This is a genomic window from Kitasatospora sp. NPDC048365, assembly GCF_043200835.1.
GTDB lineage: Bacteria > Actinomycetota > Actinomycetes > Streptomycetales > Streptomycetaceae > Kitasatospora > Kitasatospora terrestris.
This window is the reverse complement of record NZ_JBICYJ010000015.1, coordinates 49,332-67,955: the sequence shown is the minus strand read 5'-3', so window position 1 is coordinate 67,955 and position 18,624 is coordinate 49,332. Positions and strand designations below refer to the sequence as shown.

The 18,624-nt window shown below is 73.0% G+C and carries 13 protein-coding genes; 7 read left to right on the top strand and 6 right to left on the bottom strand.

Features of this window, described 5'->3' with window-relative positions; genetic code table 11:
• The first annotated feature begins 247 nt into the window (after positions 1 to 247).
• The 5 genes from dusB to ACGFX4_RS17420 all read left to right on the top strand — a co-directional run bounded on the left by dusB (position 248) and on the right by ACGFX4_RS17420 (position 7,559).
• A complete protein-coding gene (gene dusB / locus ACGFX4_RS17440) occupies positions 248 to 1,321 on the top strand; it encodes a tRNA dihydrouridine synthase DusB (protein ID WP_393074855.1) in 1,074 nt (357 codons plus the stop codon).
• Between the two features lie 565 nt (positions 1,322 to 1,886).
• Complete coding sequence (gene ppdK / locus ACGFX4_RS17435) at positions 1,887 to 4,595, top strand: pyruvate, phosphate dikinase (protein ID WP_393074626.1); 2,709 nt, start codon at positions 1,887 to 1,889, stop codon at positions 4,593 to 4,595.
• 212 nt (positions 4,596 to 4,807) lie between these two features.
• Positions 4,808 to 5,359, top strand: coding sequence for a ribonuclease (locus ACGFX4_RS17430; protein WP_393074624.1), 552 nt, complete (start codon positions 4,808 to 4,810; stop codon positions 5,357 to 5,359).
• A 67-nt stretch (positions 5,360 to 5,426) separates the two neighbouring features.
• On the top strand, positions 5,427 to 6,737 hold the full coding sequence (locus ACGFX4_RS17425) for an ADP-ribosylglycohydrolase family protein (protein WP_393074622.1): 1,311 nt from the start codon (positions 5,427 to 5,429) through the stop codon (positions 6,735 to 6,737).
• A gap of 141 nt (positions 6,738 to 6,878) precedes the next feature.
• Positions 6,879 to 7,559 (top strand): MOSC domain-containing protein, encoded by a 681-nt coding sequence (locus ACGFX4_RS17420; protein ID WP_393074619.1) that lies wholly within the window; start codon positions 6,879 to 6,881, stop codon positions 7,557 to 7,559.
• A gap of 128 nt (positions 7,560 to 7,687) precedes the next feature.
• On the opposite strand, the gene ACGFX4_RS17415 is transcribed toward ACGFX4_RS17420, so the two are convergent.
• Positions 7,688 to 8,413, bottom strand: coding sequence for a GNAT family N-acetyltransferase (locus tag ACGFX4_RS17415; protein ID WP_393074616.1), 726 nt, complete (start codon positions 8,411 to 8,413; stop codon positions 7,688 to 7,690).
• Positions 8,414 to 9,079: 666 nt separating this feature from the next.
• On the opposite strand from ACGFX4_RS17415, the gene ACGFX4_RS17410 reads away from it, so the two are divergent.
• Both ACGFX4_RS17410 and ACGFX4_RS17405 read left to right on the top strand, forming a co-directional pair.
• A complete protein-coding gene (locus tag ACGFX4_RS17410) occupies positions 9,080 to 10,021 on the top strand; it encodes a PAC2 family protein (protein ID WP_393074614.1) in 942 nt (313 codons plus the stop codon).
• Between the two features lie 148 nt (positions 10,022 to 10,169).
• The gene (locus ACGFX4_RS17405) at positions 10,170 to 10,985 is read left to right on the top strand and encodes an SGNH/GDSL hydrolase family protein (RefSeq protein WP_393074611.1); all 816 of its coding nucleotides are present in this window, start codon (positions 10,170 to 10,172) and stop codon (positions 10,983 to 10,985) included.
• Between the two features lie 146 nt (positions 10,986 to 11,131).
• Here the strand turns inward: ACGFX4_RS17405 and nirD are convergent, their stop codons facing one another.
• From nirD to ACGFX4_RS17380, 5 genes are all read right to left on the bottom strand, one after another.
• Positions 11,132 to 11,485, bottom strand: coding sequence for a nitrite reductase small subunit NirD (nirD, locus tag ACGFX4_RS17400; RefSeq protein WP_393074609.1), 354 nt, complete (start codon positions 11,483 to 11,485; stop codon positions 11,132 to 11,134).
• On the bottom strand, positions 11,482 to 14,109 hold the full coding sequence (nirB, locus tag ACGFX4_RS17395; protein WP_393074606.1) for a nitrite reductase large subunit NirB: 2,628 nt from the start codon (positions 14,107 to 14,109) through the stop codon (positions 11,482 to 11,484). The genes nirD and nirB overlap by 4 nt, the downstream gene beginning before the upstream one ends.
• Positions 14,106 to 15,383 (bottom strand): NAD(P)/FAD-dependent oxidoreductase, encoded by a 1,278-nt coding sequence (locus tag ACGFX4_RS17390; protein ID WP_393074603.1) that lies wholly within the window; start codon positions 15,381 to 15,383, stop codon positions 14,106 to 14,108. The genes nirB and ACGFX4_RS17390 overlap by 4 nt, the downstream gene beginning before the upstream one ends.
• Before the next feature lie 136 nt (positions 15,384 to 15,519).
• Positions 15,520 to 16,380 (bottom strand): GNAT family N-acetyltransferase, encoded by an 861-nt coding sequence (locus ACGFX4_RS17385; RefSeq protein ID WP_393074600.1) that lies wholly within the window; start codon positions 16,378 to 16,380, stop codon positions 15,520 to 15,522.
• Between the two features lie 25 nt (positions 16,381 to 16,405).
• On the bottom strand, positions 16,406 to 18,478 hold the full coding sequence (locus tag ACGFX4_RS17380) for a molybdopterin oxidoreductase family protein (protein ID WP_393074597.1): 2,073 nt from the start codon (positions 18,476 to 18,478) through the stop codon (positions 16,406 to 16,408).
• Between the last annotated feature and the right edge of the window lie 146 nt (positions 18,479 to 18,624).

The following is an 18,624-nucleotide window of genomic DNA, read 5'->3' as shown; positions in this document are numbered from 1 at the left end:
GAGCATGACCGCCACTCCCACCGAGATCACCCCGGTCCCCACCTCCACCGACACGCCCGCGGGCGCCTCCACCGGCAACCCCACCGGCACCCCCACCGGCACCCCCACCGACGGGCTCACCGGCGCCCCCGCCGAGAAGCCCGCCGGCGCCTCCGACCACACGCCCACCGGTGCCCCCGCCGACGGCGAGTTTTCACCGCTGCACATCGGCCCGCTGGAGGTGTGGCCGCCGGTGGTGCTCGCGCCGATGGCGGGCATCACCAACGCGCCGTTCCGTACGCTCTGCCGCGAGCAGAGCGGCGGCAAGGGGCTGTACGTCTCCGAGATGATCACCACTCGGGCGCTGGTGGAGCGGAACGCCAAGACCATGCAGCTGATCAAGTTCGACGCGAGCGAGAAGCCGCGTTCGATCCAGCTGTACGGGGTGGACCCGGAGACGGTGGGCAAGGCGGCCCGGATGATCTCCTCGGAGGGCCTGGCCGATCACATCGACCTGAACTTCGGCTGCCCGGTGCCGAAGGTGACCCGCAAGGGCGGCGGCTCGGCGCTGCCGTACAAGCGGAACCTGCTGCGCGAGATCCTGCGGGAGGCAGTGTCCAACGCGGGTGACCTGCCGGTCACCATGAAGATGCGCAAGGGCATCGACGACGACCACCTCACCTTCCTGGACGCCGGGCGGATCGGCGCCGAGGAGGGGGTCTCGGCGATCGCGCTGCACGGGCGGACGGCGGCGCAGCACTACGGCGGTACGGCGGACTGGTCGGCGATCGCCCGGCTGCGGGAGTCGGTCCCGGCGGAGATCCCGGTGCTGGGCAACGGTGACATCTGGTCGGCGGACGACGCGCTGCGGATGATGCGCGAGACCGGCTGCGACGGCGTGGTGGTGGGCCGTGGCTGCCTGGGCCGGCCGTGGCTGTTCAAGGACCTGGTCTCGATCTTCGAGGGCGAGGTGGACTACGCCCGTCCGACCTTCGGCTACGTGGCGTCGGCGATGGTGCGGCACGCGCAGTTGCTGGGGGAGTGGCTGGGCGACGAGGCGCGGGGCGTGATCGACTTCCGCAAGCACGTGGCCTGGTACACCAAGGGTTTCTCGGTCGGTTCCGAGCTGCGGGTGCGACTCGCCAACTCCTCGACGCTGGCGGAGCTGGCGGGGACGCTGGCCGAGGTCGACCAGGAGCAGTCCTGGCCGGTGGGGGCGGACGGTCCCCGCGGCCGGACGAGCGGCAACAACCGGGTGGTCCTGCCCGAGGGCTGGTTGGACGATCCGTACGACTGCGCCCGGCCGGGCGAAGATGCCGAATCGGACACATCTGGTGGATGACAAGGACGAAGAGGCAAAATAGGCCCCTTCCGGGGTCTCGCCTTCTCGGCCCAGCCCTCTTTGCCGATCTGGCCAAGAGGGCTCCTTTTCGGCAGATTTTGCTCACGCTGCGCGCCCCTGTCATCGCCCAATGCAACGATTGGCGGATCCGGGCTACGTCGAGACGCTGAGATGCACTCGTGACGCTTGCCACATATCGTTGCGATTGACGGTCAGTCAGTGGTGTTCGCCAAGGTGTACAAGTCGGGATCGCTTCCCGAAGGCTTGCCGGGGCGGATCGCTGCAGCTGACTGCAGGAAATCAAGCCGGGGAAACGTGGCGGTCGACCGGCCGCTACTCTGCGTCCGACTCATGTGATCTTCGAGTTTCGATGCGTTCACTACTTGAACGATCCCTAGCGTCAGCCGGACGATTTCGGCAACAGAGGTAAACGCCCTGACAGGCATTCGATCTGTCGGGTCGGTGCCCGCTCCGAGGCTCGTACGTGACATTGGTCCCCCTACACGGCCTTCGAAATGGGTATGTTCTCCGGCGTCAGGGCAACCGTGTGCGAGGAGAACGACCCGTGGCGGCGAAGCAGAAGTTTGTTTACTCCTTCACCGAAGGAAACAAGGACCTGAAGGATCTTCTCGGCGGCAAGGGTGCGAACCTCGCCGAGATGACCAACCTGGGTCTCCCCGTCCCTCCGGGGTTCACCATCACCACCGAGGCCTGCAAGGTCTTCCTGGAGACCGGCAGTGAGCCGACCTCCCTGCACGAGGAGATCAGCGGCCACCTCGCCGCCCTCGAGCAGGAGATGGGCAAGAAGCTGGGCCAGTCGGACAACCCGCTGCTGGTCTCGGTCCGGTCGGGTGCGAAGTTCTCGATGCCCGGCATGATGGACACCGTCCTCAACATCGGCCTCTCCGATGTCTCGGTGACCGGGCTCGCCGCCCAGTCCGGCAACGAGCGCTTCGCGTGGGACTCCTACCGCCGTCTGGTCCAGATGTTCGGCAAGACCGTGCTGGGCGTGGACGGTGAGCTGTTCGAGGAGGCCCTCGAAGAGGCCAAGCACGCCAAGGGCACGGTCAACGACCTCGACCTGACCGCCGAGGACCTCAAGGCCCTGGTGGAGACCTTCAAGGCGATCGTGCTCCGGGAGACCGGCCGAGCCTTCCCGCAGGAGCCGCGCGAGCAGCTCGACCTCGCGATCTACGCGGTCTTCCACTCGTGGAACGGCGACCGCGCCCGGCTGTACCGCCGCCAGGAGCGCATCCCGAACGACCTGGGCACCGCGGTCAACATCTGCACCATGGTCTTCGGCAACCTCGGCGAGGACTCGGGCACCGGTGTCGCCTTCACCCGCGACCCCTCCACCGGTACCCAGGGCGTCTACGGCGACTACCTCGCCAACGCGCAGGGCGAGGACGTCGTCGCCGGCATCCGCAACACCCTGCAGCTGGCCGACCTCGAGCAGCTCGACAAGAAGTCGTACGACGAGCTGATGTCGATCATGCACACGCTGGAGACGCACTACCGCGACCTCTGCGACATCGAGTTCACCATCGAGCGCGGCAAGCTCTGGATGCTGCAGACCCGCGTGGGCAAGCGCACCGCCGCCGCCGCCTTCCGGATCGCCGTCCAGCTGGTCGACCAGGGCCTGATCGACCTGGACGAGGCGCTGCACCGGGTGACCGGCGGTCAGCTCGCGCAGCTGATGTTCCCGCGCTTCGCGCCGAACGCCGAGTCCAAGCAGATCTCGTGGGGCATCGCCGCCTCCCCGGGTGCCGCGGTCGGCAAGGTGGTCTTCGACTCGTACACCGCGGTCAAGTGGTCGCGCTCCGGCGAGAAGGTCATCCTGGTCCGCCGGGAGACCAACCCGGACGACCTCGAGGGCATGATCGCCGCCGAGGGCATCCTGACCTCGCGCGGCGGCAAGACCTCGCACGCGGCCGTGGTCGCCCGTGGCATGGGCAAGACCTGTGTCTGCGGTGCCGAGGAGCTCGAGGTCGACACCAAGAACCGCAAGTTCACCACCTCCGACGGCCTGGTCGTCCACGAGGGCGACGTGGTCTCGATCGACGGTGCCAACGGCCGGGTGTACCTGGGCGAGGTCCCGGTGCTGCCGTCCCCGGTGGTCGAGTACTTCGAGGGCACCCTGCACGCCGGCGCCGACGTCCAGGGCGGTCTGGTCCAGGCCGTGCACCGGATCATGGCGCACGCCGACACCCGCCGTCGGATGGCCGTCCGGGCCAACGCCGACAACGCCGAGGACGCGAACCGCGCCCGCCGGTACGGCGCCCAGGGCATCGGCCTGTGCCGCACCGAGCACATGTTCCTCGGTGAGGAGCGCCGCAAGGAGGTCGAGCACCTGATCCTCGCGGACAACGACAAGGACCGCGAGACCGCGCTCTCCTCCCTCCTGCCGCTGCAGAAGGGCGACTTCCTGGAGCTGTTCCAGTCGATGGACGGACTCCCGGTCACCGTCCGCCTGCTCGACCCGCCGCTGCACGAGTTCCTGCCGAACATCACCGAGCTGTCGGTGCGCGTCGCCCTCGCCGAGGCCCGCAAGGACCCGAACGAGAACGACCTGCGCCTGCTCCAGGCCGTGCACAAGCTGCACGAGCAGAACCCGATGCTGGGTCTGCGCGGCGTCCGCCTCGGCCTGGTCATCCCCGGCCTGTTCGGCATGCAGGTCCGGGCGATCGCCGAGGCCGCGGCCGAGCGCAAGCTGGCCGGCGGCGACCCGCGCCCCGAGGTGATGATCCCGCTGGTCGGCACCGTCCAGGAGCTGGAGCTGGTCCGCGACGAGTGCGAGCGCGTGCTCGCCGAGGTCGCCTCCTCCACCGGCGTCCAGCTGGACATCAAGCTCGGCACCATGATCGAGCTGCCGCGCGCCGCGGTGACCGCCGGTCAGATCGCCGAGGCCGCCGAGTTCTTCTCCTTCGGCACCAACGACCTGACCCAGACCGTCTGGGGCTTCTCCCGGGACGACGTGGAGGCTTCGTTCTTCACCTCCTACCTGGAGAAGGGCATCTTCGGCGTCAGCCCGTTCGAGACCATCGACCGCGACGGCGTCGGCTCGCTGGTCAAGCACGCCGCCGAGGCCGGCCGGGCCACCCGCCCCGACCTCAAGCTCGGTGTCTGCGGCGAGCACGGCGGCGACCCGGAGTCGGTGCACTTCTTCCACGAGGTCGGGCTGGACTACGTATCCTGCTCCCCCTTCCGGATCCCGGTGGCGCGCCTGGAGGCAGGCCGCGCCGCCATCGAGACGGCGGGCAGCGATTCGCGCTGACACGAAGCAGCGCGGTCCCATCGCTGACCGCACCCCTCCACTGGGGAGGGGCGTACGGCGGAGCTCGGCGCAGGAGAGCCGCCGTACGTAGGCAGCCGGGGCGGGAACGGACAATGGCGTCCGTTCCCGCCCCGGCGGCGTTTTCCCGCTCGTGGCCGTCACACCGGCGAGTGAGCCGGACGGGGGAAACCGGGAGACGGCAAGCTGGGGCCATGCACAGCAGCCGAACCCGCCTCGCCACCGTCCTCGTCGCCCTCTCCGCCGCCCTGGTGGTGAGCGGCTGCGGCAGTTCCGGCTCGGGCGGAAGCGGCACCGGCAGTGGCGGCGGAAGCGGCAACCCGGGCAACGGCACCAGCGCGAGTGCGGGCACGGGTGCGAGCCCCAAGGCCGGTGCGAGCCGGTCGGCCGGCGGCGGGCCCAAGCCGTCGGCGCCCGCGTCGACGATCCTCGCCTCGCCCGCGTGGGTGCCGAGCAGCACCGCGCTCGCCGACGTGTGCCGCACCAAGCTCCCCACGCAGGCCCTGGACACCCTCACCCTGATCGCCAAGGGCGGCCCGTACCCGTACCGCTCGGACGGCATCGTCTTCGAGAACCGGGAGAGCCGCCTGCCGCGCGAGCGGACCGGCTACTACCACGAGTACACCGTGGTCACCCCGGGCTCGGACGACCGCGGCACCCGGCGGATCGTCACCGGCACGGCGGGCGAGCAGTACTGGACCGCGGACCACTACGCGAGCTTCCAGGAGATCGACGCCCGCTGCTGAGGGCCGCCGCCGGGAGCCGGACGCAATTCGGTTGGCCGGGTCGTCGGCGGCCGCCATCCTGGGCGGGATGACCATCTCCGACCCGACCCCCGGCACCGCATCCCACTCGACCCCCGGCCCGACTCCGGACCCGACCCCCGGCCCGACTCCGGACCCGACCCCCGGCCCGACTCCCGACGCCGTCTCCGATCCTGCGTTCGACTCGCTGCACGGACTCTCCGTGGGCGACGCGCTCGGCGCCCAGTTCTTCGTCCCGGCCAACCGCCCGTACCTGACGGCGCTGCAGGCCCCGCCCGGGCCGTGGCCGTGGACGGACGACACCGAGATGGCCTGCTCGGTGTACGCGGCGTTCCGCGAGCGCGGCCGGATCGACTCCTTCGACCTCACGCACGCCTTCGCCCGGCGCCACGACTTCGACCGGGGGTACGGTCCGGCGGCCAACCGGCTGCTGCGGCTGATCCGGGAGGGCGGAGACGCCCGGGAGCTGGCGGGTGGGCTGTTCGACGGGCAGGGCTCGTTCGGGAACGGCGCGGCGATGCGGGTGGCCCCGTTGGGCGCGGCGTTCGCCGGGGATCCGGCGGCGGTGGTGGGGCCCGCGGCCGAGACGGCGGTGATCACGCACACGCATCCCCAGGCGGTGGACGGCGCAGTGGCCGTCGCGGTCGCGGCGGCGTTCGCCGTTCGCTCGCGCGAGGAGCAGATCGGTCCGGCGGAGTTCCTGGGCGAGGTGGCGGGGCTGACCCCGGACGGCGCGGTCCGGCGGGCGGTGGAGGAGGCGGCCGTGCTGGTCACCGTGGCCGATACCGGCACCGCCGCCCGGTTGCTGGGCAACGGCAGCCGGGTCAGCGCGCTCGACACGGTGCCGTTCGCGCTGTTGGTGGCGGCCCGGCACCTGGACGACTACCCGGCGGCCATCTGGGCGACCGTCTCGGCGGGCGGGGACGTGGACACCACGGCGGCGATCGTCGGCGGCATCGTCGCCGCCCGCACGGGCACGGCGGGTGTCCCCGCCGCCTGGTCGGCCGCCCGCGAGTCGCTGCCCGGCTGGGCGTTCCCCGAGGCCGGAGGGGTGGTGGACGCGGGGCCCGGTCGGTCGGAGCCCTTTTGCCGGCCCCGATCGGTCACACCGCCGGACCTGTTCTGGACGGACGGGGACTGGCAGCGCGTCAGGACGCATCGCGGGAGCGGCCGGTGGCGCCTGTCCACCGCCGAGGGCGTGCTGTCGGTGCACGAGGGGTCGACCGGGTACCGGCTGGCCGCCGTTCCGGTGGAGCCGGTGCGGGGCGGGTGGCGGCCGGCAGCTGGGGAGTACGAGGCGCATCCGGCCCGGTTCGGCGATCCCGAGCGCCTGCTCGCGGACGTCCTGCGGGAGCTGTGAGCTGCCGAGCCGGGACCGTCACCACCTGGACAGTCACCACCTGCTGATTTCTCGTCACTTGGTCGTGAGTGATGGTCAGCAGCGGGGCCCCGCGCGGAAAACCGGGCGCCGTACGGGAGGAGCGGTCGTACGCTGCCGCGCATGACACACATCCTCTCGGTCAATCTCGCCCACCCCCGCCCCAACCCGGCGAAGTCGGCGGTCGGGACCACCGGCATCGACAAGCGGCCGACCACCGGGCCGGTGGAGGTGCGGGCGCCGGGCCCGAAGGGCACCGGTCTGCACAGTGGGCTGGTCGGTGATGCGATCTTCGACACGCGCAACCACGGCGGCGACGACCAGGCGGTCTACGCGTACGCCCGGGAGAGCCTGGACGCGTGGGAGCGGGAGCTGGGCCGGGAGCTTCCGGGCGGGTGCTTCGGCGAGAACCTCACCACCGTCGGACTGGACGTGGACGGCGCGCTGATCGGCGAGCGCTGGCGGATCGGCGACCGGCTGGTGCTCCAGGTCACCTGCCCGCGGATCCCGTGCTCGACCTTCGCCCGCTGGCTGGATGAGCAGCGCTGGGCCCGCCGGTTCGCCGAGCGCGGGCTGCCCGGCGCGTACCTGCGGGTGGTCGAGCCGGGGCCGGTCCGGGCCGGTGACCCGGTCGAGGTGGTGCACCGGCCCGACCACGACGTCAGCGTCTCGCTGGTGTTCCGCGCGCTGATGACGGACGCCACGCTGCTGCCCCGCCTGGTGGACATCGCCGAGCTGCCGGAGGAGGACCGCGAGCTGGCCCGCCGCCGCACCGCCACCCCGCCCTACGCCCCGGAGGACTGAGCCGGGGCGGGCGGGCAGGGGGACGGGAGGGACGGGCACGGCGGACGGAACGCCGGGCTCAGGGCCCGGACCACCATCGGGCTCGGGCCCAGTCCAGCATCAGGCCCAGGCCGGGATCAGCATCAGGCTCAGGCCGGGATCAGCGGGCTGCTGCCGTGTCTAAGGCACTCCTGGTTGAGGGGCGCCGGGTCGGGCGCGCTCGGGGAGGTGGCGGCGGCGATCCGCAGCTCGATGATGTCGCGGACGGCCGGCCACTCCTCGTCCAGGATCGAGTAGAAGGCGGTCGACCGGACCACGCCGTCCAGCCCGCGCGAGTGCGCCCGGCGGACCCCTTCGGAGGTGGCGCCGAGCCGCTCGATCGCGGCCCGCGAGCGGGTGTTCCGGGCGTCGGCGCGCAGCGAGATGCGGCGCACGCCCCACTCCTCGAAGGCGTGCCGCAGCATCAGCAGCTTGCCCTCGGTGTTGATGCCGGTGCCCTGTGCGCGCGGGGACAGCCAGGTGTTGCCGATCTCGGCGGCGTCCGGCACGGCGAGCAGCGGGTCGCCGTGCGGGACGCCGGGCGTCGGCGGCCAGACCAGCGGGCCCTGCCAGTAGTCGAGTTCCAGGAACCGGGTCGAGCCGACGACCCGGTTGTCGGCGGTACTGATGATGGCGAAGGGCAGCGACCGGCCCGCACTTCGGTCGGCCAGGGCGCGCGCGACGTAGTCGCGGGCGGCTTCCAGGCCGTGCGGGACGGGGGTGAAGGCGTAAGTCGTACGGTCCTCAGCGCCTGCCTCGGCCAGGGCCGGGGCGTGGTGCTCGGCGAGGGGCTCCAGCCGCACGGTGCGGCCGTAGAGGGTGACGGGTACGGGCACGGATCCTTCGGTCCTTCGACGGTCGTCGGGGGCCCGCGTACCAGGGTTGCGGCACGAGGGCAGTGGTCGTTTCGCCCCGGCTTCGGAACGGCCGCCCGGCCCGGTCACGCCCGAGGCTGGGACGTGCGGGGGTGCGGCGGCCCGGAAGCGGGCAGCGCGGTGCCGGAGACGGACACGGGTCGACGGACCGGTCCGGCGGGATGAGCGAGGGGACAGTGTGCGTCCGCGAGATGGCCGAGAGAGAGACGAGATCACGAAGCGAAGCAGGCGGCCAGGTGAAGGCAAGGTGCGCTAGGAGTGGCTGGCCGCACATCGGACCGGGACGTGGCCCACGACGTGACAGACGGCGTGGCGCGACGACGCGACGATGCGAGGCAGCGAGAGGACGATACCCGTCCGAGGGCAATGCGTCACTTCGCGGCGCGCCATCGGGGGCGCGCGAAGCCGCGCGTCACGCCGCGGACTGTTCGATCCCGGCCGGAATCCTACCTTCCGATCGCGGCGCCACGCACTCCACCTGCGGTTTTTAGCGGAAGTGAGAGGATTCGCGAGGGGAGGTGAAGACTCTGACCGGAGTGCGGAACCACAGCGGGAATGTCGGCGGCCTCCGCCACGCTGGACTGGACGACAGGTACGACGACGAGACGGGACGGGGTTGGGTGCACCGTGCGTGATCCCAAGGAGCTGTACGAGCTGGAGCCGCAGGGCGTGACCGCGCTGGCGGCCGCGCGGGCCGCCGCCGAGGCGGGCAGCGGTCTGGTGCTGCTCTACCACTTCGAGGGCTTCATGGACGCCGGGGAGGCCGGCGGCCAGGTGGTCTCCCACCTGCTGGAACACGGGGCGCCGCAGGTGGTCGCCCGGTTCGACCACGACCGCCTGGTCGACTACCGGGCCCGCCGCCCCGCGATGACGTTCGACCGCGAGAGCTGGGTGGCCTACGACCCGCCGGAGATCCTGCTCCAGCTGGTGCACGACTCGGTCGGCGCGCCGTTCCTGCTGCTCACCGGCCTGGAGCCGGACACCGAGTGGGAGCTGTTCGCCGCGGCCGTGGCCGATCTGGTCGAGCGCTTCCAGGTCCGGCTCGCGGTCGACTTCCACGGCATCCCGATGGGCGTGCCGCACACCCGCCCGGTCGGTCTGACCCCGCACGGCAACCGGCTCGACCTGGCGCCCGGCCACCCGAAGTGGTTCGACCAGGCGCAGGTGCCCGGCAGCGCCCAGGCGCTGGTGGAGTACCGGCTGGCCGAGGCCGGGCACGACGTGCTGGGCTTCGCCGTGCACGTGCCGCACTACATCGCCCGCTCGGCCTACCCCTCGGCCGCGGTGGTGATCCTGGAGTCGGTGCAGTCCGCGACCGGTCTGGTGCTGCCCGGCACCGAGCTGCGGGTCCGGACGGACGAGGTGCACGCCGAGATCGAGGAGCAGCTGGCCCAGGGCGACGGCGAGCTGCGGTCGGCGATCCAGGGCATGGAGGGCCAGTACGACGCGGTCTCCGGCGCGGTCAGCCGGGAGAGCCTGCTCGCCGAGGAGGTCGACCTGCCTTCGGCGGACGAGCTGGGCCGGCGGTTCGAGGAGTTCCTCGCCGAGCACGAGCGCGACACCGAGTAGGGTGCGGCGCTCGGGGGTGGTGGCCGCCGCTGTCGCGGTGGGCCTGGGGGTGTTGGTGACCGGGTGCGGTGGCGGCCCGGCGGAGCGGCCGGTGCCGGTGTCGAGCACCGGTGCGGCGCGGGTGGGCACGAGCGCGAGTCCGAGTCCCGTGCCGGCGGGTCCGTACGTCGCGCTGGGGGACTCGTACACCTCGGGGCTGCGGATCCAGCCGCAGGTCGGGGTGCCGGCGGGCTGCGCGCGCTCCGGGGTGAACTACCCGTCGCTGGTCGCGCGTGGCCTGGAGGTGACGGATTTCACGGACGTCAGCTGCAGCGGCGCCCGGACGACCGACCTGACCGCGGCCCAGCGGACGGACGACGGGACCAACCCGCCGCAGCTGGACGCGCTGACGCCCGCCACCCGGCTGGTCACGGTCGGCATCGGCGGCAACGACGCGGGCTTCCTCGACGTCCTCGGGCGCTGCGCGGTGGAGAGCCTGCGCTCCGGGCTGCTGGGGGAGCGCGCGGCGTCGGACGCGCCGTGCCGGGCGTACTACACCGAGGGCGCGGGCCGCGGCGAGGTCAAGCGGCGGCTGGACGCGGCAGGGGAGCGGCTGGCGTCCGCGCTGGGCGAGATCCGGCGGCGGGCGCCGCAGGCGCGGGTGCTGGTGGTCGGGTACCCGGCGCTGCTGCCGGGCGATCCGGCGCGCTGCACGGCCGTGCTCGGGGACGGCGTGGCGGCGGGGGACGTGCTGTTCGTCGGTGAGCAGGAGCGAGAGCTGAACGCGATGCTCAGCGCCCGCGCGGCGGCCGGCGGGGCGGTGTACGTGGACACCTGGGCGGCCTCCCAGGGGCACGACATGTGCGCGGGCGAGGCGGAGCGCTGGGTCGAGCCGCCGCAGCCGGCGGCGGGCGCGGCCCCGGTGCACCCGAACGCCAGGGGCCAGGAGGGGATGGCGGGGGCAGTGCTGGCGCGCCTGCGCTGACCCCGGGTCAGCAGGAGGGGCGGGACATGCCTGACGGCCCCCGTCGGCAGCGTCAGGGCGGGCAACTGCCGAGTTTCGGGGGCCGTCAGGAGCTCAGCCGGTCAGATCTCAGCCGGTCAGATCTCAGCCGGTCAGAGGTCGGCCGGTCAGAGGTCGGCCAGGCGGGTGGTGTGGACGGCGATCCGGGCGGTCTCGTCGTCGAGGCACTCGCCGGTGACCAGGTCGAAGCGCTGCTTGAGCAGCGGCGAGGCGACGTAGACCCGGCCGTCGGCGGTGGAGCCGATCAGGCCGCGGGAGAGCACGTACGCGCCGGTGAACGGGTCACGGTTGGAGACGGCGTGGACGCGGTCGTTGGCGTCCCGGAAGAGCGCAGCCTGCTGGCCGTCCGGGAGGAGGACGGCGACGCCGCGGCCGGGAGCGAGCTGGTCCCAGTCGCAGACGGGGGTCCAGGTGCGGCCGGTGAGCAGTTCGACGCGGGTCTGTACGGCGACGGTGGTCATCGGGTCTCCAGGATGGCGTTGTCGGGGTCGAGGGCGGCGAGCAGCTCCTCCTCGGTGGCGAGCAGGACCAGGTCGGGCTTGATCTGGTCGCGCTCGGGGGTGAAGCGGATGCTGGGGTCGGGCACGCCGGGCGCGTTGACGAAGGAGACGAAGCGGCGCATCCGGTCGGGGTCGGCCAGGGTGGCGGCCCATTCGTCCTGGTAGTCCGCGACGTGGTGGGTCATCAGCTCCTCCAGGTCGGCGGCGATGCCGAGGGTGTCGTGGACGACCACGTCGCGGACGTGGTCGAGGCCGCCCTCGATCCGCTCCAGCCAGGTGGAGGTGCGCTCCAGCCGGTCGGCGGTGCGGATGTAGAACATCAGGAACCGGTCGATGAGCTTGATCAGACCCTCGTCGTCGAGGTCCTGGGCGAGCAGGTCGGCGTGGCGCGGGGTGGCGCCGCCGTTGCCGCCGACGTAGAGGTTCCAGCCGTTGGAGGTGGCGATGACGCCGAAGTCCTTGCCGCGGGCCTCGGCGCACTCGCGGGCGCAGCCGGAGACGGCGGACTTGAGCTTGTGCGGGGAGCGCAGGCCGCGGTAGCGGAGCTCCAGGTGGATCGCCATGGCGACGGAGTCCTGGACGCCGTACCGGCACCAGGTCGAGCCGACGCAGGACTTCACGGTGCGCAGCGACTTGCCGTAGGCGTGGCCGGACTCGAAGCCGGCCTCGACCAGGCGGGTCCAGATCAGCGGGAGCTGGTCGACGCTGGCGCCGAAGAGGTCGATCCGCTGGCCGCCGGTGATCTTGGTGTAGAGGCCGAAGTCGCGGGCGACCTCGCCGATCACGATCAGCTTCTCCGGGGTGATCTCGCCGCCGGGGATGCGCGGGACGACCGAGTAGGAGCCGTTCTTCTGCAGGTTGGCCAGGAAGTGGTCGTTGGTGTCCTGCAGGGCGGCCTGCTCGCCGTCCAGGATGTGGCCGGAGGCCTCCAGCTCGGGGGCGAGCGAGGCGATGATCGAGCCGACGGTGGGCTTGCAGACCTCGCAGCCCTCGGCGCCCTCGGGCGCCCGGCCGTGCTTGCGCAGCAGCTCGCGGTGGGTGGCGATGCGCTTGACCCGGACGATCTCGTACAGCTCGGCGCGGGTGTGGGCGAAGCAGGGGCACAGGCCCTTGTCGACCTCGACGCCGCTGGCCTCCAGCTCCTCGCTGACGATGGTGGAGAGCAGCTTGATGCAGGAACCGCAGCCGGAGCCGGCCTTGGTGCACTTCTTGACCTCGGGCACGGTGGTGCAGTTGTGCTCGGTGACGGCGGAGCGGACGGCGCCCTTGGTGACGTTGTGGCAGTTGCAGACCACGGCGTCGTCGGGGAGGGCGGAGCTGCCGAGCGAGACGGGGGCGCCGGCGCCGGCCGGGAGGACCAGCGACTCGGCCGGGACGGGCAGCGGGTTGCCGGTGCCGGCCAGCGGCCGCAGCGAGGCGTAGGCCTCGGCGTCGCCGACCAGGATGCCGCCGAGCAGCGCGCCCTCGGGGGTGACGACCAGCTTCTTGTAGATGCCGGAGCGGGAGTCGGAGTAGACCACGTCGAGCGCGCCGGGGGTGTTGCCGAAGGCGTCGCCGAAGCTGGCCACGTCCACGCCGAGCAGCTTGAGCTTGGTGGAGAGGTCGGCGCCGGTGAAGGGCTTGGCGGAGACGTCGGCGAGCTGCTGGGCGACGGTCTGGGCCATCTCGTAGCCGGGGGCGACCAGGCCGTAGACCCGGCCGTCGACGGCCAGCGCGCACTCGCCGATGGCGTAGATGTTCGGGTCGCTGGTCAGGCAGAACTCGTCGACGCTGATGCCGCCGCGCTCGCCGACGGTCAGGCCGCTCTCCCGGGCGAGCTGGTCGCGGGGGCGGACACCGGCGGAGAAGATCACCATGTCGGTGGCCAGGGCGGACCCGTCGGTGAAGTCCATCCCGACGGCCTTGCCCTCGGCGGAGACGGTGACCGCCTTGGTGCCGACGCCGGTGTGCACGACCACGCCCATCTCCTCGATGGTGCGCTTCAGCGCCTCGCCGCCGCCGTCGTCGACCTGGACCGGCATCAGCCGGGGCGCGAACTCGACCACGTGGGTCTGGACGCCGAGGCCCTTGAGCGCGCCGGCCGCCTCCAGGCCGAGCAGACCGCCGCCGACCACCGCGCCGACCTTGGCACCCGCCGCGTAGGTCTCGATCGCCTGCAGGTCCTCGATGGTCCGGTAGACGAAGCAGCCCTCGGCGTCCTTGCCGTCGACCGGCGGGACGAACGGGTACGAGCCGGTGGCCAGCACCAGGGTGTCGTACGCCACGGTGTGGCCGGCGCCGGTGGTGACGGTCTTCGCGGCCCGGTCGATGGCCACCGCGGGGGAGCTGAGGTGCACCTCGTAGCCGTGCTTGTCGGTGAAGCCCTCCTCGGCGAGCAGCAGGTCGTCCGCGCTCTTGCCGGAGAAGTACGAGGTCAGGGCGACCCGGTCGTAGGCGTGCCGGGGTTCCTCGGCGAGCACGACGACGCGGTAGCGGTCGGCGGCGCCGGCGTCGGCCAGGGCTTCCAGGAAGCGGTGGCCGACCATGCCGTACCCGACCAGGAGCAGCGTGGGCTTGGTGGTGGCGGTCATCGGGCTGGTAGTCATTGGGAGGGCCCTCCGAAGTTCGTGCCCAGGGTGGTGAGCAGGTGGAGCGGATGCGCTGACAGGGCCTCGTCGCCCTCCCAGGTGTCGGCGATGGTCCCGACGGTGTCGAGGTCTCCGAGCAGGACGCCGCCGACGAGGCGGTCACCGCCCAGCTCGTCGCGGCGGACGATCACCTTGCGGTAGGAGCCGCGGCCGGCGTCGGTGAGGCGGACCACGCGGTCCTGCGGTCCGGCCGGGGTGGTCTCGCCGAACGCGGCGAGGTCCAGCGGCCGGTCGGTGTGCGGCAGGGTGAGCCGGGTGAGCAGCCGGCTGCCGCGGTAGACGGCGTCCTCGCCGCCGAGCACCCGGGCCAGCAGGTCGGCCTGGGCGATCGCCGGGCCGGCCAGGCCGTAGACCTCGCCGTCGTGCTCGGCGCAGTCGCCGACGGCGTGGATGCGCGGGTCGGAGGTGGCGAGCCGGTCGTCGACCACGATGCCCTTGCGGACCGCGAGGCCGGCGGCCTGCGCCAGGTTGGTGCGCGGGCGGACCCCGACCGCGACCACCAGCAGCTGCGCGTCGAGCCGGAAGCCGTCCGCCAGTTCCACGCCGGTGACCCGGCGCTCGCCGTCGGTCAGGACCGAGCGGACCCGGCACTCGGTGTGCACCTCGACGCCCAGCTCGGCCAGGTGGCCGGCCAGCAGCCCGGCCGCCTCCTCGTCGAGCTGGCGCTCCATCAGGTGCTCGCCCTGGTGGGCGAGGACCGTGGGCACGCCGCGGCCGGCCAGCGCCCGGGCGGCGCTCACCCCGAGCAGGCCGCCGCCGACCACCACCGCCTGCCGGACGTCCGGCAGGTAGGCGTCGATGTCGGCGCAGTCCGCCAGGGTGCGGAACGCGAAGACCCCGGAGGGGAGTTCGTGCCGCTCCCGGCCGGTGAGCGAATCGTCGAACAGACCGCGCAGCGCGGGCAGCACCGGGCTGGAACCGGTGGCCAGCACCAGGTCGCCGTAGCCGATCGCCGAGCCGTCGTCGCACAGCACCCGGTGCTGGTCGCGGTCGATCCGCACCACCCGGGTGTGCCGCCGGGCGACCCGGTCGGGCAGCTCGGTGAGGGCGGCCAGCTCGGGCGCGTACCGCCCGGCCAGCACCTCGGCGAGCAGCACCCGGTTGTACGGGGCCTGCGGCTCCTCGCAGAGCAGCAGCACCTCGCGTCCGCCCTGGGCGGCCACCTGCCGGGCCAGCCGGTGGCCGGCCATGCCGCCGCCCACCACCACTACCCGCGTCTCGGTCGCTGTCATGCCCTTGAGCATGGTCGGCGGGTGTTTCTCGTCAGGTGCCGCGCTGTTTCACGGCCGGAACTTAGCCCTCATCGCGGTCCGGCGGCGGCTGTGAGCGGCTGCCGGGCGCGGTTCGGCGCACGGTTCGGCGCACGGTTCAGTGCACCGTGAACCCGGCCGTGCGCAGGGAGTTCAGCGCGTCCGCGCGTCGCCGTTCGGGGACCAGGACCACGTCCGCGTGGTACGTGGAGGCGGTGAACACCGGCACCCCGGCGCCGGCCAGCGGCACCAGGACGGCGGCGAGCAGGCCGGGCACGTCCAGGCCGTGGTCGGGGTCGGCGTCGTACAGCGCGAGCCACCGCTCCTCGTCCGGACCGGCCGGGCGGATCACGGTCAGCCCCTCCGGTGCCCGGACCGCCGCGAGCCAGTCGCCGGCCGGTCCGGCCGAGTCCGGGCGGTGCTCCAGCGCGTACGCGCCGTCCAGCAGCCGCAGCCCGCGGGCCGGCGCAGGGCCCGCAGAGGCAGGATCCAGCTCCAGGGTGAAGACCACCCGGTCCAGGCCCGGGCCGTCGTAGTCGGGGCGCACCGGCGAGGCGGTGAAGCCGAGCCGGGCGTGGAAGGCCTGCGAGCCGGTGTTCTCCGGGCTGGTGACGCAGCGCACCGTCCGCCGGCCGTGCCGCCGGGCGAGGGCGAAGAACGCCCGGTAGAGCGCCGCGCCGACGCCCGCCCCCTGCAGGGCCGGGTCGACGCCGACGAAGTGCACGTAGGCGGCGTCCGGCTCGCTGTCGGAGAGGAAGCCGACCAGGAAGGCGGCGAGTCCGCCGTCCGGGTGCTCCACCACGAAGCTGCTCGCGGCGAAGTGCTGGAAGTACAGCCGGGGCAGCAGCAGCGCCCGCTCCCGCGCGCCGGCCGTGCCCTTCAGCCCGCCCCACCAGCGGTCCAGGACGGCGAGCACCCTCGGGTGGTCGCCCTCGACCGGACGACGGGCCGTCAACTCGGGTGGGAGGTCGTCGATCACGCCGGAAGTCTCCCACCCGGCCGGGTCACGGCGCCACGGCTTCCAGCCGCACCGCGCACGCCTTGAACTCCGGCATCCGGGAGACCGGGTCCAGCGCCGGATTGGTGTGCAGGTTGGCGTTGCCCTCGCCGGGCCAGTGGAACGGCATGAACACCGTGTCGGGGCGGATCGCGGTGGTCAGCCGCGCGGGGGTGACGGTCCGCCCGCGCCGGCTCACCACCGCGACCCGGTCCCCCTCCCGCACCCCGAGGCGCTCGGCGAGCGCCGGGTGCAGCTCGACGAACGCGCCGGGAGCGGCGTCGTTCAGGGCGTCGACCCGGCGGGTCTGCGCGCCGGACTGGTACTGGGCCAGCACCCGTCCGGTGGTCAGCCGCACCGGGAACTCCGCGTCCGGTTCCTCTGCCGCGGGCCGGTGCTGCACCGGCGTGAACCGGGCCCGGCCGTCCGGCGTGGCGAACCGGTCCAGGAACAGCCGCGGCGTCCCCGGGTGCTCCTCGGCCGGACACGGCCAGAACACCCCGTCCTCGGCCGCGATCCGCTCGTAGCTGATGCCCGCGTAGTCCGCCACCCCGCCCGCCGACGCCCGCCGCAGCTCCTCGAACACCAGCTCGGGATCGGTCGGGAAGCCCTCGGGACGGCCCAGCAGCGCGGCCAGCTCGTGCAGCACCTCCAGGTCACTGCGCACGCCCCCCGGCGCGTCAACGGCCTTGCGCCGCAGGATGACCCGGCCCTCCAGGTTGGTCATCGTGCCGGTCTCCTCGGCCCACTGGGTGACCGGCAGCACCACGTCCGCGAGCTCGGCCGTCTCGGAGAGCACCACGTCGCTCACCGCGAGGAAGTCCAGCGCCCGCAGCCGCTCCGCCACATGGGCCGAACGCGGCGCCGACACCACCGGGTTGGAGCCCATCAGCAGCAGCGAGCGGACCTCTCCGCCCAGCGACTCCAGCAGCTCGTACGCGCTGCGCCCCGGCCCCGGCAGCGAGTCGGGGTCCACGCCCCACACCGCGGCGACGTGCGCGCGCGCCGCCGGATCGTCCAACTTCCGGTACCCGGGCAGCTGGTCGGCCTTCTGGCCGTGCTCCCGGCCGCCCTGGCCGTTGCCCTGCCCGGTCAGGCAGCCGTACCCCGCGTACGGGCGGCCGGCGTTGCCGGTCGCCAGGCACAGGTTGATCCAGGCGCTGACCGTGTCGGTGCCCTTCGCCTGCTGCTCCGGACCGCGCGCGGTCAGCACCATGGCGCTCGACGCGTCGCAGAACATCCGCACCGCCGCCCGCAGTTGCGGCAGCGGCACGCCGGTGACCGCCTCCACGTGCTCCGGCCAGTGCGCCATCGCCGCCGCCCGGGTCTGCTCCCAGCCGGTGGTGCGCAGCCCGATGAACTCCTCGTCGGTGCGGCCCTCCGCGACCACCAGGTGCAGCATGCCCAGCGCCAGCGCCAGGTCGGTGCCCGGGCGCGGCGCCAGGTGCAGGTCCGCCAGCTCGGCGGTCCGGGTGCGGCGCGGATCGATCACGATCAGCGTGCCGCCGTTCTCCTGGAGCTCGCGCAGGTACCGGACGAACGGCGGCATGGTCTCCGCCGGGTTGGAACCCACCAGCACCACGCAGCCGGTGAACGGGATGTCCGCCACCGGGAACGGCAGCCCCCGGTCCAGGCCGAACGCCCGGATGCCGCCCGCCGCCGCCGAGGACATGCAGAACCGGCCGTTGTAGTCGATCGCCGACGTGCCCAGCACCACCCGGGCGAACTTGCCCAGCGCGTACGCCTTCTCGTTGGTCAGCCCGCCGCCGCCGAACACCCCGACCGCGTCCCGGCCGTACGTCTCGGCGGTGGCGCCCACCGCCTCGGCGATCCGGCCCAGCGCCTCCGGCCAGCCGGCCGGCCGCAGGACCCCGTCCTGCCGGACCAGCGGCGTCGTCAGCCGGGCACCGGGCGCCAGCACGGCCGCCGCGTTGGCGCCCTTGCCGCACAGCGCCCCCTGGTTCACCGGGAACGAGGGCCGCTCCACCACCGAGACCGGCACCGGCCCCTCGGCGGCCCGCAGGCCCATCCCGCACTGCAGCGCGCAGTACGGGCAGTGCGTGTCAGTGGCATCGCTCATGCGCCTCAGCGTGCAACAGGGCTGTTTCCACCCGGCGGCCCCCACGTTACGTCCCCAGCACACGGCCCTCACCGGGGCCGCCCCCGCCACCGTGAGCGCCGTGACATGACCCGTGACCACCGGGCAACCGCGCAGAAACAGCCGTC

Excerpts from the sequence above, each read along its gene's own strand:
- dusB (WP_393074855.1), top strand. The coding sequence starts at position 248 with ATGGCGGGCATCACCAACGCGCCGTTCCGTACGCTCTGCCGCGAGCAG.
- ACGFX4_RS17430 (WP_393074624.1), top strand. The coding sequence starts at position 4,808 with ATGCACAGCAGCCGAACCCGCCTCGCCACCGTCCTCGTCGCCCTCTCC.
- ACGFX4_RS17425 (WP_393074622.1), top strand. The coding sequence starts at position 5,427 with ATGACCATCTCCGACCCGACCCCCGGCACCGCATCCCACTCGACCCCC.
- ACGFX4_RS17420 (WP_393074619.1), top strand. The coding sequence starts at position 6,879 with ATGACACACATCCTCTCGGTCAATCTCGCCCACCCCCGCCCCAACCCG.
- nirD (WP_393074609.1), bottom strand. The coding sequence starts at position 11,485 with ATGACCACCGTCGCCGTACAGACCCGCGTCGAACTGCTCACCGGCCGC.
- nirB (WP_393074606.1), bottom strand. The coding sequence starts at position 14,109 with ATGACTACCAGCCCGATGACCGCCACCACCAAGCCCACGCTGCTCCTG.
- ACGFX4_RS17390 (WP_393074603.1), bottom strand. The coding sequence starts at position 15,383 with ATGACAGCGACCGAGACGCGGGTAGTGGTGGTGGGCGGCGGCATGGCC.
- ACGFX4_RS17380 (WP_393074597.1), bottom strand. The coding sequence starts at position 18,478 with ATGAGCGATGCCACTGACACGCACTGCCCGTACTGCGCGCTGCAGTGC.